Raw genomic sequence first — 14,063 nt, 5'->3', positions numbered from 1 at the left:
TGCGCCGCGCGATCAACGTCGCTAGTGGCAGCGCTCGGTCGCGCTGCGGCCGGGCCGGGCGGGGCTGTAGCTCAGATGGGAGAGCGCTGCAATCGCACTGCAGAGGTCAGGGGTTCGATTCCCCTCAGCTCCACCACCCCGCCACGTTCCCCGTCATCTTTCAGTCACCAACCGGCATCGGGCTGGCTGAGATATTCCTGTTCCTCGGGCGACGACGTGCGGCCGAGCGCGGCGTTGCGTGACGGAAAGCGACCGTAGCGCGCCTGTACATCGCGGTGATCGCGCGCGAAGTTGATTGCCTTCTCATCACCCAGCTGCTCGAACTTCTCGACCGACAGCGCCTGTAGTGCGGCGTCCTCGGCGTGCATCAGCGGCATGTAGAGGAACTGGCGCTGTTCGGGCGTGTAGCGATCCTCCCACCCGCGCCTGATCGCCTCCAGCGTCAGGTCGCGCGCGAGGACGTCGGCGGCGAACGCTTCGGCGTGTCCGCGGTGGATGTTGCGCGAGAATTGGTCGAGCAGGACGATCGCGGCGAGCAGCGCCTCGGGCGTGTCGCGCCAGCCCGCGGCCTCGCTCGCCAGCACCGCGTCGCGCGTCGGGCCGAAGCGGGCCGCGATCGTGCGGTCGAGCGCGTCGTCCTTGGCGAAGCGCTGCTCGGGCGAGACGCGATCGAACCAGAAGGCGAGCACGTCGTGCGGGGTGACGGTCATCGCAGCATCGCCGCGACCGCGTCGAGCAGCGTCACGCCCGCGAGGGGTCCGAAGATCAGCATGACGAGGTTGAACACCACGATGTTGCGCATGACACGCGCCTGCCGGATCGTCAGCCGGCGCGCAGGTCGTTCGGGTTGCCACGGTGCGGGCGGCGGCCAGCCGCGATTGTCGACGAACATGGTCGCGTCCTTTCTTGCAACGCGCGGTGATCGTACCGCCGCCCAACCAGCGCTATCAATCCCCCGAGCAGATCGATGTCGCAGGTGCGGGCGTGCATCCGCATATGTCGCGACGCAGGCGTCCGGTTCCGGCGTCACAGGCATGAGGACGACGAATGGCGCCCGATCAGCGCACGCTGACCCATCTCGACCGGCTGGAGGCCGAGGCGATCCACATCATGCGCGAGGTGGTGGCGGAGTGCGAACGGCCGGTGATGCTCTACTCGGTCGGCAAGGATTCCGCCGTCATGCTGCACCTGGCGCGCAAGGCCTTCTATCCCTCGCCCCCGCCGTTCCCGCTGCTCCACGTCGACACGACGTGGAAGTTTCGCGACATGTACGCCATGCGAGACCGCATGGCGCGCGAGAGCGGGATGGAGCTGCTGATCCACCGCAATCCCGAAGCCGAGGCGCGCGGGATCAACCCGTTCGATCACGGTGCGCTCCACACCGATCTGTGGAAGACTGAAGGGTTGAAGCAGGCGCTGGACCTCAACGGGTTCGACGCGGCGTTCGGCGGCGCGCGGCGCGACGAGGAGAAGAGCCGCGCGAAGGAGCGCGTGTTCTCGTTCCGCTCGGCCAACCACCGCTGGGACCCGAAGAACCAGCGGCCCGAGCTGTGGAACCTGTACAATGCGCGGAAAGGAAAGGGCGAGAGCATCCGCGTCTTTCCGATCTCCAACTGGACCGAGCTCGACATCTGGCAGTACATCGCCGCGGAGGACATTCCGATCGTCCCGCTCTATCTCGCCGCACCGCGGCCCACCGTTGTGCGCGACGGCACGCTGTTGATGGTCGACGACGAGCGGTTCCGATTGCTGCCCGGCGAGACGCCGGTGACGCGCTCGATCCGGTTCCGCACGCTCGGCTGCTACCCGCTGACCGGCGCGGTCGAGAGCGAGGCGGCGAGCCTGGCGGAGGTGATCCGCGAGATGCTGCTCACCACCACGTCCGAGCGGCAGGGGCGCGCGATCGACCGTGACGCGGGGGGTGCCAGCATGGAGAAGAAGAAGCAGGAGGGCTATTTCTGATGCCGCCTGAGGATCACGCCAGCTACACGCCGGACGCGCAGATCGCGGACGACATCCACGCCTATCTCGACCGGCACCAGCACAAGACGCTGCTGCGTTTCATCACCTGCGGCTCGGTCGACGACGGCAAGTCGACGCTGATCGGGCGGTTGTTGTACGATTCGAAGACGATCTTCGAGGATCAGCTCGCCGCGTTGGAGGCGGATTCGAAGCGGGTCGGTACGCAAGGGGGAGATATCGATTTCGCGCTGCTGGTCGACGGGCTGGCGGCGGAGCGCGAGCAGGGGATCACGATCGACGTCGCCTATCGTTTCTTCGCGACGAGCGCGCGCAAGTATATCGTCGCCGACACGCCGGGGCACGAGCAATATACGCGCAACATGGTGACGGGCGCGTCGACCGCCGATCTGGCGGTGATCCTGATCGACGCGCGCAAGGGCGTGCTGACGCAGACGCGGCGGCACTCGTACCTCGCGCATCTGGTCGGCATCCGAAGAATCGTGCTGGCGGTGAACAAGATGGACCTGGTCGGCTACGATCAGGCGCGCTTCGACGCGATCGTCGCCGACTATCGCGGCTTCGCCGAGTCGATCGGCATCGAGGATTTCACCGCCATTCCGATCTCGGGCTTTCGCGGCGACAACGTCACCAATGCGTCGGCGAATATGCGGTGGTACGACGGGCCGACGCTGATCGAGCATCTCGACACGGTCGAGCTGGATCAGAGCAAGGACGCGGCGGGCGCGTTCCGCATGCCGGTGCAGTGGGTCAACCGGCCGAACCTGGATTTCCGCGGCTTTTCGGGGCTGGTCGCGGGTGGCAGCGTGCGTGCCGGCGACGCGGTGCGCGTGTTGCCCTCGGGACGCACCAGCACGGTGGCGCGGATCGTCGCGCTCGGTGGTGATCTGGAGCAGGCGGTCGCGGGGCAGTCGGTGACGCTGACGCTCGCCGACGAGATCGATTGTTCGCGCGGGGACGCGATCGTCGCCGCCGACCAGCCGCCGCAAGTCGCCGACCAGTTCGAGGCGACGATCGTGTGGATGGCGGACGAGGCGCTGCTGCCGGGCCGCGGTTACTGGCTGAAATCGGCCACGCAGACCGTCACCGCGAGCGTGCAGCCGCCCAAATATCAGGTCAACGTCAACACGCTGGAGCGGCTGGCGGCGAAGACGCTGGAGCTGAACGCGATCGGGGTCGCCAATCTGTCGACCGATCGCCCGATCGTATTCGCGCCGTATACCGCGCCCGACGGCAGCACCAACAAGACGCTGGGCGGGTTCGTGCTGATCGACAAGTTCACCAACGCGACAGTGGCGGCGGGCATGATCCATTTCGCGCTGCGCCGCGCGCAGAACGTCCACTGGCAGGCGACCGACATCACGCGCGAGCAGCACGCGGCGCTGAAGAACCAGCAGCCGGCGGTGCTGTGGTTCACCGGCCTGTCGGGCGCGGGCAAGTCGACGATCGCCAATCTGGTCGAGCGCAAGTTGGCGCGGATGAACCGGCATACCTTCCTGCTGGATGGCGACAACGTGCGCCACGGGCTGAACCGCGACCTGGGCTTCACCGATGCCGACCGGGTCGAGAACATCCGCCGCGTCGGCGAGGTGGCGAAGCTGATGACCGACGCGGGGTTGATCGTCATCACCGCGTTCATCTCGCCGTTCCGGTCCGAACGTGACATGGTGCGCGCCATGATGAAGCCGGGCGAGTTCATCGAGGTGCACATCGACACGCCGCTGGCCGACGCGGAGGCGCGCGACGTGAAGGGGCTGTACGCGAAGGCGCGATCGGGTCAGCTCAAGAACTTTACCGGGATCGACAGCCCGTACGAGGCGCCCGACGCGCCCGAGATCCGCATCGACACGCGCGCGATGAGCGCAGAGGAAGCCGCCGACGCGATCGTCGCGCGGTTGATCGCGTGAACACCGCCCCGCCACTCGATCTTGCCGAGGTGGCGCCGCCGCCGGGGCTGGAGGACGACGCGGCCCTCGCGCGCCACGTCGCCGAGCATGCCGGCGCGATCCTGTTGCAGGTGCGCGCGGCGGGCGTGTTCACCGGCGCGGCGCTCGGCCGCGCGGGCGACCGCGTCGCCAATGCGTTCATCACCGAGGCCTTGCGGCACCAGCGGCCCGATGACGCAGTGCTGTCGGAGGAGGAGCGCGACAGCGAGGCGCGGCTGTCGGCCAAGCGCGTGTGGATCGTCGATCCACTGGACGGCACGCGCGAATATGGCGAGGCGCGCGACGACTGGGCGGTGCACGTCGCGCTCGCGATCGACGGCGTGCCGCTGGTCGGCGCCGTGGCGCTGCCCGCGGTAGCGATGACGCTGTGTTCGGCGCGGCCGAGCGCACTATGCGACGCGCCCGACAGATTGCGCATGCTGGTCAGCCGCTCGCGCCCCGCCGCCGAGGCGCTCGCGGTGGCCGACGCGCTGGACGCCGAGCTGATCCCGATGGGATCGGCGGGCGCGAAGGCGATGGCGGTGGTGACGGGGCAGGCCGACATCTACCTGCACACCGGCGGGCAGTATGAGTGGGACAATTGCGCCCCCGCCGCGGTGGCGCGCGCCGCCGGGCTGCACGTCAGCCGCGCCGACGGCACGCCGCTGGTTTACAACCGCGCCAACACCTACCTGCCCGACCTGCTGATCTGCCGGCCCGAGCTGGCGACGCCGGTGCTGGACGCCTACGCGCGCTTTACCGCGCGCTGAGGCGGCTAGGCGTCTGCCGGGCGGCGCTTCATCATCGCGGCGCGGCGGCAGATCGCGACCTGCTCGCCGCGCTGGTTGGTCATGCGATGCTCGAACTCGACGATGCCGACGGCAGGGTTCGACTTGCTCTCACGGATCGAGACGACCTCGCTCGACGCCTGCAGCGTGTCGCCGTGGAACACGGGTTTGGGAAAGCGTGTGTCGCTCATGCCCAAATTGCCGACGGTGGTGCCGAGCGTGGTGTCCTGCACCGACATGCCGATCATCAGGCCGAGCGTGAACAGGCTGTTGACGAGCGGTTTGCCCCACTCGCTCTTCTCCGCGAAATCGAAGTCGATGTGGAGCGGCTGCGGGTTCATCGTCAGCAGGCTGAAGCTCATGTTGTCGTACTCGGTCACCGTGCGGCGCAGCGGATGCGTGAAGGTCTGACCGACCGTGAACTCCTCGAACCACAAACCCATCGCGTCGCTCCTCGTCCTGTGTTTTAGCGTCGCCGCGCTCCTGCCCCGATGCGGCGCGATGCGCCAGTGGGCTCCCGTCTTTACCGATCGTTGAGCCGGCGGCGTTAAGCGCGGGGGGATCGTCTCTGGCGCTCTGCCAGCCGCGAAGCTAAGCAGCCGCGCTGATCCGTCGCACGCCTGCGGCGGTGCGGTGTCCAAACGGGGGTAACATCACCATCATGCGCGTCACCATGATCGGCTCGGGCTATGTCGGCCTCGTCTCGGGCGCCTGTTTCGCCGATTTCGGCCACGACGTGTGCTGCGTCGACAAGGACCAGGGCAAGATCGACAAGCTGCTGGCGGGCGTGATGCCGATCTTCGAGCCGGGGCTGGAAGGGCTGGTCGCGCGCAACGTGGAAGCCGGGCGGCTGCGCTTCACGACCGATCTGGCCGCAGGCGTGAAAGACGCCGACGCGGTGTTTATCGCGGTCGGAACGCCATCGCGCCGCGGCGACGGGCATGCCGACCTGTCGTACGTCCACGCGGCCGCCGAGGAGATCGGCGCTGCGCTGACCGGCTTCACCGTCATCGTCGACAAGTCCACCGTGCCGGTCGGCACCGGCGACGAGGTCGAGCGGATCATCCGCGAGGCCAACCCGGACGCTGACTTCGCGGTCGCCAGCAACCCCGAGTTCCTGCGCGAGGGCGCGGCGATCGACGACTTCAAGCGCCCCGACCGTATCGTCATCGGATCGGACGACCCGCGCGCGCTCAGCGTTCTGCGCGATGTTTATCGCCCGCTCTACCTCAACAAGTCGCCGATCGTGGAGATGAGCCGGCGCGCGGCCGAGCTGACCAAATACGCCGGCAACGCGTTTCTCGCGACCAAGATCACCTTCATCAACGAGATCGCCGACCTGTGCGAGAAGGTCGGCGCCAACGTGCAGGATGTCGCGCGCGGCATCGGGCTCGACGGGCGGATCGGCGACAAGTTCCTGCACGCGGGGCCGGGCTATGGCGGGTCGTGCTTCCCCAAGGACACGCTCGCGCTGCTGAAGACCGCGCAGGATTACGAGGCGCCGCAGCGGATCGTCGAGGCGGTGGTCGCGGTCAACGACAACCGCAAGCGCGCGATGGGGCGCAAGGTGATCGCGGCGATGGGCGGCGACGTGCGCGGCAAGACGGTCGCGATCCTCGGCCTCACGTTCAAGCCCAACACCGACGACATGCGCGATTCCCCTGCGATCGCGGTGATCCAGGCGTTGCAGGACGCGGGCGCGAGCGTGCGCGCGTTCGATCCCGAGGGTCACGAGCAGGCGAAAAAGGTGCTGGAGAACGTCGCCTACTGCGACGGCGCGTACCAGACGATGGAGGGCGCCGACGCGCTCGTCATCCTGACCGAGTGGAACGCGTTCCGCGCGCTCGACCTGCGCCGCGTCAAGTCGCTGCTGAACCAGCCGGTGCTGGTCGACCTGCGCAACATCTACAACCGCGAGCAGGTCGAGGCCGCGGGATTCGAATATACCGCGGTCGGGCGGTGAGCGCCCGCGCGATCAGGCGTCGAGCCGGCGCCCGATCGCGACCGCGAGGTAGATGAGCGGCGGGACCAGCACCGCCGAGAGCACGACCTTGGAGATCATCTGCCCGGCGAGCAGCTCGGCGATCGGGAACACGCCGCCGAACGCGATCGTCACGAACAACAGCGTGTCGACGACCTGCGACAACATGCTGGCGAGCCCGGCGCGCAGCCACAGCAGGCTCGACCCCTCGCGCCCCTTCAGCCACGAGAAGATGGTGATGTTGAGCGTTTGCGAGATGCCGTAGGCGACGATCCCGCCGAGCCAGATCCGCCACGTCGAGCCGAGCACGAGCTGGATCGCGTCGCGGTTGGCGGGCTGCATCTCGGGCGAGGCGGGTAGCGCGTGGACCACCCACGACAAGAGGATAGAGACGAGCAGCGGCACGAAGCCGAAGATCACCAGCCGGCCCGCGATCGCGCGGCCGTGCAGTTCGGCCACCGCGCTGGAGGTGACGACGAGCAGCAGGAACGCGAAGATGCCCGCCTCCACCGCCAGGGGGCCGAGCGCGACCTGCTTGTTGCCGAGCACGCCCGCGATGCACGTCATCCCGCCGTAGAAGATCGAGAAGACGAACAGCGAGCGCGGGATCGCAGGGGCAGGGTGGGCGACGGGGGTCGGCGGGATCGGCATGGTCGACTGCTAGCGCGAAACGGCGGCGGGTCAATCTACGCCGTGGGGGAGGCACCAACGACAGCGGCGGAGCGGCAGGTGGTGCGCGTGCCGGCGACGACGATCGTCGCGCGCTCGCCCGGTTGCATCGGCGTGATGACCTTCTTGCCCTTCCAGATGAACTTGAAGTTGAGCGGGCCGACGAGGTTGCACGTCGCGCCCTTGTCCTCGGGCATGCAGATGTCCTCCATGCGGCGGTATTCCTCCGCGGTCGCAGGCTCGGCGGGCGTCACGCCGACGCCGGTCGCGACCGCGCCGCTGAAGAGGAAGCGCTGACCGAAGTTGAGCGCGTTGACGGTCCACTCGGTCGGGCCCGGCGCAGGGGGCACGGGCCGCTCGATCCCGGCGTTCGCGGCGAGGCGCGTGCAGAAATCACCCTCGAGCGCGGCGGGACTAGCCTGCGCGGTCAGCATCAGCGCCGCGGCCAAGGTGGCGCGCTTCCAGATCGTCATCGTTGCTTGATCCCCCAAGTCGAAGTGCATTGAGCACGGGCGCGACGCCTCGTGCAAGCAGGAGGAACGTGGCCGCTACTGCCCTCGCGCCGCGCGCTCCATCGCGGGGCGGTCGAACGCGTGATCGGCGTAGCGGCCGTCCTTTTCGACCCAGTGTAGGAAGAGGTGCGCCGACCAGCTGTTGGGATTGGCGTCGAGCCGGCCGTGGCGGTGGTGCGTGCCCTGGTAGAGCACGCCGTCCCCCGGCTGCATTGCGACCGAGCCGTAGGGTTCGGCGCCGAAATCCTCGGTGACCTCCGGGCGCGGCGTTTCCGTGGGCGTCGTCTGCACGCTGAGCGCCCAGGGGCGGTCGTCGCCGTAGGCGATCGTCAGCGACACGCTGTGCTCGCACGCGGGGCGATCGTGGTGGATGCGGCAGACGTCGCCGTGCTGATAGGCGCGGAAATAGGCGTAGGTCGGCAAGAGCTCGGCCCCGACCTCGTCCGCGATCCGCGGGGTCAGACCCCAGAGGAACCCGAGCAGCGGGGCATATTGATAGGCGTAGACTTCGAGCGCGGGACGCTTGAGCAGCGGTCCCTGCGCGGCGAAGCTGCTGAGCGGGCGCCCCTGCGCCTTCAGATCGGCCTGCATCCGCGCGTAGAGTGCCAGCAGCACCTCGCGCGGGAAGAGCGCGGGCAGGTGGGCGTAGCCCTGCTTGCGATAATCCTCATTCGCCACTTGCCCGCCCTTTCGACACTCATCGCCCGCCGCTCCCTTACCGTCGCGGCAGCGTGCGGGCAAAGGCATGTGGTCGGCCCAAGCACCGCAATCGACAATGCTTTTGTCGGCGCTTTTGTCGATTGGGCCAAGCATGTATGGCACCGCCCCGGCCGGCGTGTATGATGCGGGCTGGCGCGGGGGGCCGCGTTCCACTCACCAACGACGCGGAAGTTTCATGCAGCGTATCCTCATCGGCCTTGCCGGCGTCGCCGTGATCCTGGGAATCGCGCTGCTATTGTCCACCGACCGCCGCGCGATCCGGTTGCGCGTGGTCGGATCGGCCTTTACATTGCAAGCCGCGATCGCGGTGATCGTGCTCTACTGGTCGCCGGGGCGCGCGGCGCTCGCGGGCGCGTCGGGCGGGGTCGCCGCGCTGCTGGGTTACGCACACGCAGGGGTCGAATTCCTGTTCGGGCCGCTCGCCAAGCCCGAGATCGGCGGCACGAGCTTCGCGATCGCGGCGCTGCCGGTGATCATCTTCTTCGCCGCACTCGTGTCGATCCTGTACCATCTCGGCATCATGCAATTGGTGGTGCGCTGGCTCGGCGGCGCGATCGAGCGCGTCATCGGCGTCAGCAAGGTCGAGAGCCTGTGCGCGGCGGCGAACATCTTCGTCGGGCAGAGCGAGTCGCCGCTGGTGATCCGGCCGTACCTGGCCGGGCTCACCCCGCCGCAGGTGTTCACGGTGATGACGAGCGGAATGGCGGGCGTCGCGGGGACGATCCTGGCGGCGTACGCGTCGATGGGGATCAGCATCGACTATCTGCTGGCGGCGAGTTTCATGGCGGCGCCGGGCGGCATCCTGATGGCGAAAATCATCATGCCCGACCGGATCGGTCCGCGTGCCGGTGAACTGCCGCTCGACGACCCCAACGATCCCTTGAGCATCGAGGACCGGCAGATCGCGATCGCCGAGGGCCGGCTGGACGCGCGCGGGCCCGCCGTCCTGCCGTCGGAGACGCCGGGCGAGCCGCTGCCGGACGCAACGCACGACGAGGAGAAGCCCGCCAACCTCATCATGGCGGCGGCGCAGGGTGCGCAGACCGGCGTCAAGCTGGCGGTCGCGGTCGGTGCGATGGTGCTGGCGTTCGTGGCGCTGGTGGCGCTCGCCAACGGCATTTTAGGCGGCCTCGGCAATCTGGTCGGGCTGCCGGGGCTGAGCTTCCAGGGGTTGCTGGGCAAGGTCTTCCAGCCGGTCATGTTTCTGCTCAACGTGCCGTGGGGCGAGGCGGGGATCGCGGGCGGGTTGTTCGGCGAGAAGATCGTGCTGAACGAGTTCGTCGCTTATATCGATCTGGGCAAGCAGGCGGCGCAGCTGTCGCCGCGCACGGTCGCGGTCATCACCTTTGCCCTGTGCGGGTTCGCCAACTTCTCCTCGATCGCGATCCAGATGGCGGTGACGGGTGGCCTTGCCCCCAACCAGCGGCCGACGATCGCCAAGCTGGGGCTACGGGCGCTGCTGGCCGGGAGCCTCGCCAACCTGATGAGCGCGGCGCTGGCTGGATTGTTGATCGGTTAACCAAGAGCTGCCCTGATCGGGGACGGATCGGCCGCTTCTCGCCGATCCACACGGTTGTGCGACGATGAACGGGGCGTAGCGTTTCGCTCGCGATGACGAGCGGACGAGTTCTGAACATCGGCGTGGCAGCGCTGCTGCTGATGCTGGCGGCGTACGGCGTGCTGAGTGCGCCGGGGCTGGCGGCGCACTGGCACGCGGGCTTGTCGGCCGACCTGGCCGGCATGGCGCTGTTCGCGGCATGGCTGGCGTTCGCGGGGTGGGCGGTCACGCGCCTGCCGTCCACGACGAGGCCGCGCGCCTGGGGCATGTTCGCGGCGGGAGCGACCGCGTTGCGCATCGCGGCGGCGGTGCTGAGCGACGGGCGCGTATCGCCGGGCGATCCGCACTGGTATCTGGTGCTCGCGCGAGGGTTGCTCGACGGGCAGGGGCTGGGGCTGGTCGAGCCGTACATGGGCGTGCGTGCGGTGGCGCTGTTCCCGCCGCTGTATCCGCTGCTGCTGGCGGGGTGGGGTGCGGTGTTCGGGCTGTCGACCGCGGCGCTGCTGGTGCTGTCGAGCCTGCTCGATCTCGCATCCGCGGGGGTGATCGTGCTGCTGGCGCGAAGGCTGGGTGCGGCGCGCGCAGGAGTGGCGGCGGCGTGCCTGTTTCTCGTCTGGCCGTCGCAGCTGCTCGACGCGCCGTTGGCGCAGAAGGAAAGCCTGGCGACGCTGCTGGTGCTGCTGCTCGCCTATGGCTGGACCGTGACGACGGGGCGCGCGCGCGAAGTGGTGCTGATCGGCGTCGGATCGGCCGCGCTCGCGCTGACGCAGCCGGGCGAGGCGCTGCTGAGCCTGCTGTTCGCGTTGCTGCAATGGCGGCGGCTGGGCCTCGCGCGCGCAGTGCGGATCGGGGCGGCGGCGGGGGGCATCGCGATGCTGGCGATGCTGCCGTGGTGGTGGCGCAATGCGGCGCTGCTCCACGCCTTCGTGCCGTTGACGAGTGCGGGCGGGTACAGCCTTTGGATCGGCAACAATCCGGCGGCAACGGGCAGTTGGATGCCGCCGCCGCGCGAGCTTTACGGATTGCCCGAGCTCGCCTTCTCGCGCGCGGCGGGTGGTCTGGCATCCGATTGGATCGCGGCGCATCCGTTCGAGGCGGTGCGGCTGACGCTCGCCAAGTTCGTGCGCGCGGCGGCAATCGGGCAAGCGGGACTGACGCGGCTGGCGGCGATGCGGCCGGGGCTCGCGCCGCAGACGGGCGCGCTGCTGCTGCCGGTGCTGCACGGATCGTACGTGCTGCTGCTGGCGCTGGCGGGGGCGGCGACCGTGCGGCTGCGCGGGTGCGGGGTGAGCGGACGCGCCGCGGTGGGGCTGGTCGCGATGTGCTTCGTGCAACTGCTGCTGCTGGGCGCGCCATTCGAGTTCGGCGAGCGGCACCGCGCGTTCGTGGTGCCGCTCCTGCTGCTCGCGGTCGCGCTCGCACGCGAGCGGGGTGGTGCGCGCGTATCGATGCGACGGGCAATGCCTTTGCGCGGCGGAGCACGAGCGACTATCTGACGCCGCATGACCGAGATCACCGTTGCCGCGCTCCAGCTGTCCTTTTCCGCCGACATCGACGCCAATATCGCCAAGGTGTCGCAAGGCGTGCGCGAGGCGCATGCGCGCGGCGCGCAGGTGATCCTGCCGCCCGAATTGTTCGAGGGCGAGTATTTCTGCCGCGTCGAGGACGAGGGTCTGTTCGCCAACGCCGCTCCGGTCGGCGAGCACAAGGCGGTGCTGGCGATGCAGGCGCTGGCCGAGGCGTTGAAGGTCACGATCCCGACCAGCTTCTTCGAGGCGGACGGGCCGCATTATTACAACTCGCTCGCGATGATCGGCCCCGACGGCGAGGTGCAGGGCGTGTACCGCAAGAGCCACATCCCCGACGGGCCGGGATACGAGGAGAAATTCTATTTCCGTCCCGGCAACACCGGGTTCAAGGTGTGGCCCGCGCCGCCGGCCGCACCGGGGTGGAAGCTGGGCGTCGGCGTGTGCTGGGACCAATGGTATCCCGAGACCGCGCGCGCGATGATGCTGATGGGGGCGGAACTGTTGTTCTACCCGACCGCGATCGGCAGCGAGCCGCATGACACGAGCCTCGACACCGCGCGGCTGTGGCGGCGCGCGATGGTGGGACACGCGGTGTCGAACGTCGTGCCGGTGATCGCGGCCAACCGCGTCGGCGTGGAACACGGACAGACGTTCTACGGCACCAGCTTCATCACCGACGAGCGCGGCGACATCCTCGCCGAGCTCAATCGTGAAGAGGAGGGCGTGATCACCGCGACGCTCGACCTCGCGCGGGTGAAGCGCCACCGCGCGGCATTCGGATTCTTCCGCGATCGTCGGCCCGAATTGTACGGGCGGCTGGTCGCCGACGTCTGAGGCGCTGACGCCTCAGCGCTGCCGCGCGCCGATGTCCTCGCGTACCTTGACGGCACGCGAGCAGCCGTTCTCGCTGCGCAACACGGTCAACACCGCGTCGGCGTTCGGCTCCTGCGCGAGCGGGTGGATCGTGCCGCGGCGCGTGGACGCGACGGGGCGCGCGTGCTTGTCCTGACAAACGGGCTTGGCCTCAAGGGTGGCGGGCTGCGCGTCGGGGCTCTTGGCGGGCGCGGCACTGCCGGCAAGTGCGGCGAGGAGGAGAAGCGACATGATCGGGCCTCTTTCGTCGAGTGAGTACGGCTAGCCTATCACGCCTTTGCCGCGTCACGAAGTTCGAGCGCGCGGGCAAACACCGCCTCGAACATCTCGGTGGTCAGCCGCCCGGTGTTCTGGTTGTAGCGCGAGCAATGGTAGCTATCGAGCAGGATGCGCCCGTCGGGCATGACGTGTTCGGCCAGATGCCCAAACTTCGCCTTGGGCAGGCGACCGCCGAGCATCTTGACCGCGGACTGGTGCGCGATCTGCCCCAGCGCCACGAATACGCGGGCGTTCGGCAGATCGGCCGCCTGTGCCTCGAGGAAGGTGCGGCAGGTGCGGATTTCCTCAGGCGTCGGCTTGTTCGCGGGCGGCAGGCATTTGACCGCGTTGATGATGACCGCGCCGTTCAGCTGCAGCGTGTCGTCGGCGCGCGCTTCGAACTCGCCGGTCGCGAGGCCGTATTTGCCGAGCGTGTCGTACAGGAGTTGCCCCGCGTAATCCCCGGTGAAGGGGCGCCCGGTGCGATTGGCGCCGTGCTTGCCCGGCGCCAGGCCGATGATCGCGAGCCAGGCGTTCGGATCGCCGAACGCGTTGACGGGCGCATTCCACCAGTCGGGATATTCGGCGCGCAGCTCCTCGCGAAAGGCGACGAGGCGCGGGCAGCGCGGGCAATCGCGCGGCGGCTCGGTTTCGGGAAGCGGGGAGGGTGCGAAATACATGCGTGTGCGATAGGCGCATCGCCATGCGTCGCTCAACCTATCTCATTGCATTGGGGTCGAACCGCGCCGGTCGGCACGGTGGGCCGAGGCAAGAGGTGGCGGCGGCGCTGCGGTTGCTGGGCGGGATCGCCTCACCCATCATCGCCAGCGCGCCGGTCGGCCCGTCGACGCGGACCTTCGCCAATGCCGCGGCGCTGATCGAGAGCGACGAGGCGCCGGCGGCGCTGCTCAGGCGGTTGAAGGCGATCGAGCGCGCGTTCGGGCGCGGGCGCGGGCGGCGCTGGGGCGCGCGGGTGATCGACCTCGACATCGTCCTGTGGTTGGGCGGACGGGTCGACACGCGTGCGCTCTGCGTGCCGCACCGCGCATTTCGCGAGCGCGCGTTCGTGCTCGAACCGGCGTCGCGGATCGCGCCCGGCTGGCGCGACCCGGTGACGGGGCTGACGATCCGCCAGCTTCACGCGCGGTTGACCAGGCGCCGCCCCGCCCCTAGTTCGCGCGAACACTGTTGGGGTCCGTAGCTCAGTCGGTAGAGCAAGCGACTTTTAATCGAGAGGTCCCGGGTTCGAGCCCCGGCGGACCCACCAGTG

16 protein-coding genes and 2 tRNA genes are annotated in these 14,063 nt (G+C 68.8%); 10 read left to right on the top strand and 8 right to left on the bottom strand.

The features are described 5' to 3' along the window. Positions 1 to 60: 60 nt before the first annotated feature. Positions 61 to 136, top strand: a tRNA-Ala gene (locus tag BMW51_RS10295). Positions 137 to 164: 28 nt separating this feature from the next. Here the strand turns inward: BMW51_RS10295 and BMW51_RS10290 are convergent. Both BMW51_RS10290 and BMW51_RS10285 read right to left on the bottom strand, forming a co-directional pair. After that, on the bottom strand, positions 165 to 710 hold the full coding sequence (locus BMW51_RS10290; RefSeq protein WP_093006117.1) for a DUF924 family protein: 546 nt from the start codon (positions 708 to 710) through the stop codon (positions 165 to 167). Continuing rightward, positions 707 to 892 carry a hypothetical protein gene (locus tag BMW51_RS10285; RefSeq protein ID WP_093006115.1) on the bottom strand — a complete coding sequence of 62 codons (186 nt, stop codon included), beginning with the start codon at positions 890 to 892 and terminating at the stop codon, positions 707 to 709. Before BMW51_RS10285 ends, BMW51_RS10290 begins: the two co-directional genes overlap by 4 nt. A gap of 155 nt (positions 893 to 1,047) precedes the next feature. On the opposite strand from BMW51_RS10285, the gene cysD reads away from it, so the two are divergent. Genes cysD through BMW51_RS10270 form a run of 3 tightly spaced genes read left to right on the top strand, consistent with a single transcriptional unit; the run spans position 1,048 to position 4,675 of the window. Further along, a complete protein-coding gene (gene cysD / locus BMW51_RS10280; protein WP_093006113.1) occupies positions 1,048 to 1,962 on the top strand; it encodes a sulfate adenylyltransferase subunit CysD in 915 nt (304 codons plus the stop codon). Further along, a complete protein-coding gene (gene cysN, locus BMW51_RS10275; RefSeq protein ID WP_093006111.1) occupies positions 1,962 to 3,887 on the top strand; it encodes a sulfate adenylyltransferase subunit CysN in 1,926 nt (641 codons plus the stop codon). The genes cysD and cysN overlap by 1 nt, the downstream gene beginning before the upstream one ends. Further along, positions 3,884 to 4,675, top strand: coding sequence for a 3'(2'),5'-bisphosphate nucleotidase CysQ (locus BMW51_RS10270; protein WP_425440986.1), 792 nt, complete (start codon positions 3,884 to 3,886; stop codon positions 4,673 to 4,675). The genes cysN and BMW51_RS10270 overlap by 4 nt, the downstream gene beginning before the upstream one ends. A gap of 5 nt (positions 4,676 to 4,680) precedes the next feature. Here BMW51_RS10270 and BMW51_RS10265 read toward each other — a convergent pair whose 3' ends face one another. Further along, entirely contained in the window at positions 4,681 to 5,334 is a 654-nt protein-coding gene (locus BMW51_RS10265) for a MaoC family dehydratase (RefSeq protein ID WP_342723855.1), read from the bottom strand. 20 nt (positions 5,335 to 5,354) lie between these two features. On the opposite strand from BMW51_RS10265, the gene BMW51_RS10260 reads away from it, so the two are divergent. Then, positions 5,355 to 6,656, top strand: coding sequence for a UDP-glucose dehydrogenase family protein (locus BMW51_RS10260; protein ID WP_093006107.1), 1,302 nt, complete (start codon positions 5,355 to 5,357; stop codon positions 6,654 to 6,656). Positions 6,657 to 6,668: 12 nt separating this feature from the next. Here BMW51_RS10260 and BMW51_RS10255 read toward each other — a convergent pair whose 3' ends face one another. The 3 genes from BMW51_RS10255 to BMW51_RS10245 all read right to left on the bottom strand — a co-directional run bounded on the left by BMW51_RS10255 (position 6,669) and on the right by BMW51_RS10245 (position 8,533). After that, positions 6,669 to 7,325: a queuosine precursor transporter gene (locus BMW51_RS10255; protein ID WP_093006105.1), complete on the bottom strand. Its 657-nt coding sequence runs from the start codon at positions 7,323 to 7,325 to the stop codon at positions 6,669 to 6,671. A 35-nt stretch (positions 7,326 to 7,360) separates the two neighbouring features. Next, positions 7,361 to 7,816 (bottom strand): hypothetical protein, encoded by a 456-nt coding sequence (locus BMW51_RS10250; RefSeq protein WP_093006103.1) that lies wholly within the window; start codon positions 7,814 to 7,816, stop codon positions 7,361 to 7,363. A 75-nt stretch (positions 7,817 to 7,891) separates the two neighbouring features. Continuing rightward, a complete protein-coding gene (locus BMW51_RS10245; protein ID WP_093006101.1) occupies positions 7,892 to 8,533 on the bottom strand; it encodes a hypothetical protein in 642 nt (213 codons plus the stop codon). Positions 8,534 to 8,750: 217 nt separating this feature from the next. On the opposite strand from BMW51_RS10245, the gene BMW51_RS10240 reads away from it, so the two are divergent. The 3 genes from BMW51_RS10240 to aguB all read left to right on the top strand — a co-directional run bounded on the left by BMW51_RS10240 (position 8,751) and on the right by aguB (position 12,496). Then, positions 8,751 to 10,094 (top strand): NupC/NupG family nucleoside CNT transporter, encoded by a 1,344-nt coding sequence (locus tag BMW51_RS10240; protein ID WP_093006099.1) that lies wholly within the window; start codon positions 8,751 to 8,753, stop codon positions 10,092 to 10,094. Positions 10,095 to 10,186: 92 nt separating this feature from the next. After that, on the top strand, positions 10,187 to 11,629 hold the full coding sequence (locus tag BMW51_RS10235; protein ID WP_093006097.1) for a hypothetical protein: 1,443 nt from the start codon (positions 10,187 to 10,189) through the stop codon (positions 11,627 to 11,629). A gap of 6 nt (positions 11,630 to 11,635) precedes the next feature. Further along, positions 11,636 to 12,496 (top strand): N-carbamoylputrescine amidase, encoded by an 861-nt coding sequence (gene aguB, locus BMW51_RS10230; protein ID WP_093006095.1) that lies wholly within the window; start codon positions 11,636 to 11,638, stop codon positions 12,494 to 12,496. A gap of 12 nt (positions 12,497 to 12,508) precedes the next feature. Here aguB and BMW51_RS10225 read toward each other — a convergent pair whose 3' ends face one another. Beyond that, positions 12,509 to 12,766, bottom strand: coding sequence for a hypothetical protein (locus BMW51_RS10225; protein WP_093006093.1), 258 nt, complete (start codon positions 12,764 to 12,766; stop codon positions 12,509 to 12,511). 38 nt (positions 12,767 to 12,804) lie between these two features. Next, complete coding sequence (locus BMW51_RS10220) at positions 12,805 to 13,473, bottom strand: uracil-DNA glycosylase (protein ID WP_093006091.1); 669 nt, start codon at positions 13,471 to 13,473, stop codon at positions 12,805 to 12,807. 23 nt (positions 13,474 to 13,496) lie between these two features. Here BMW51_RS10220 and folK point away from each other — a divergent pair, with 23 nt between their 5' ends. After that, a complete protein-coding gene (folK, locus tag BMW51_RS10215) occupies positions 13,497 to 13,994 on the top strand; it encodes a 2-amino-4-hydroxy-6-hydroxymethyldihydropteridine diphosphokinase (protein WP_093006089.1) in 498 nt (165 codons plus the stop codon). Next, positions 13,985 to 14,060, top strand: a tRNA-Lys gene (locus BMW51_RS10210). The genes folK and BMW51_RS10210 overlap by 10 nt, the downstream gene beginning before the upstream one ends. The last annotated feature ends 3 nt before the right edge of the window (positions 14,061 to 14,063 follow it).

Source organism: Sphingomonas palmae (assembly GCF_900109565.1).
Lineage (GTDB): Bacteria > Pseudomonadota > Alphaproteobacteria > Sphingomonadales > Sphingomonadaceae > Sphingomonas > Sphingomonas palmae.
This window is presented reverse-complemented; position numbering and strand designations above follow the sequence as displayed.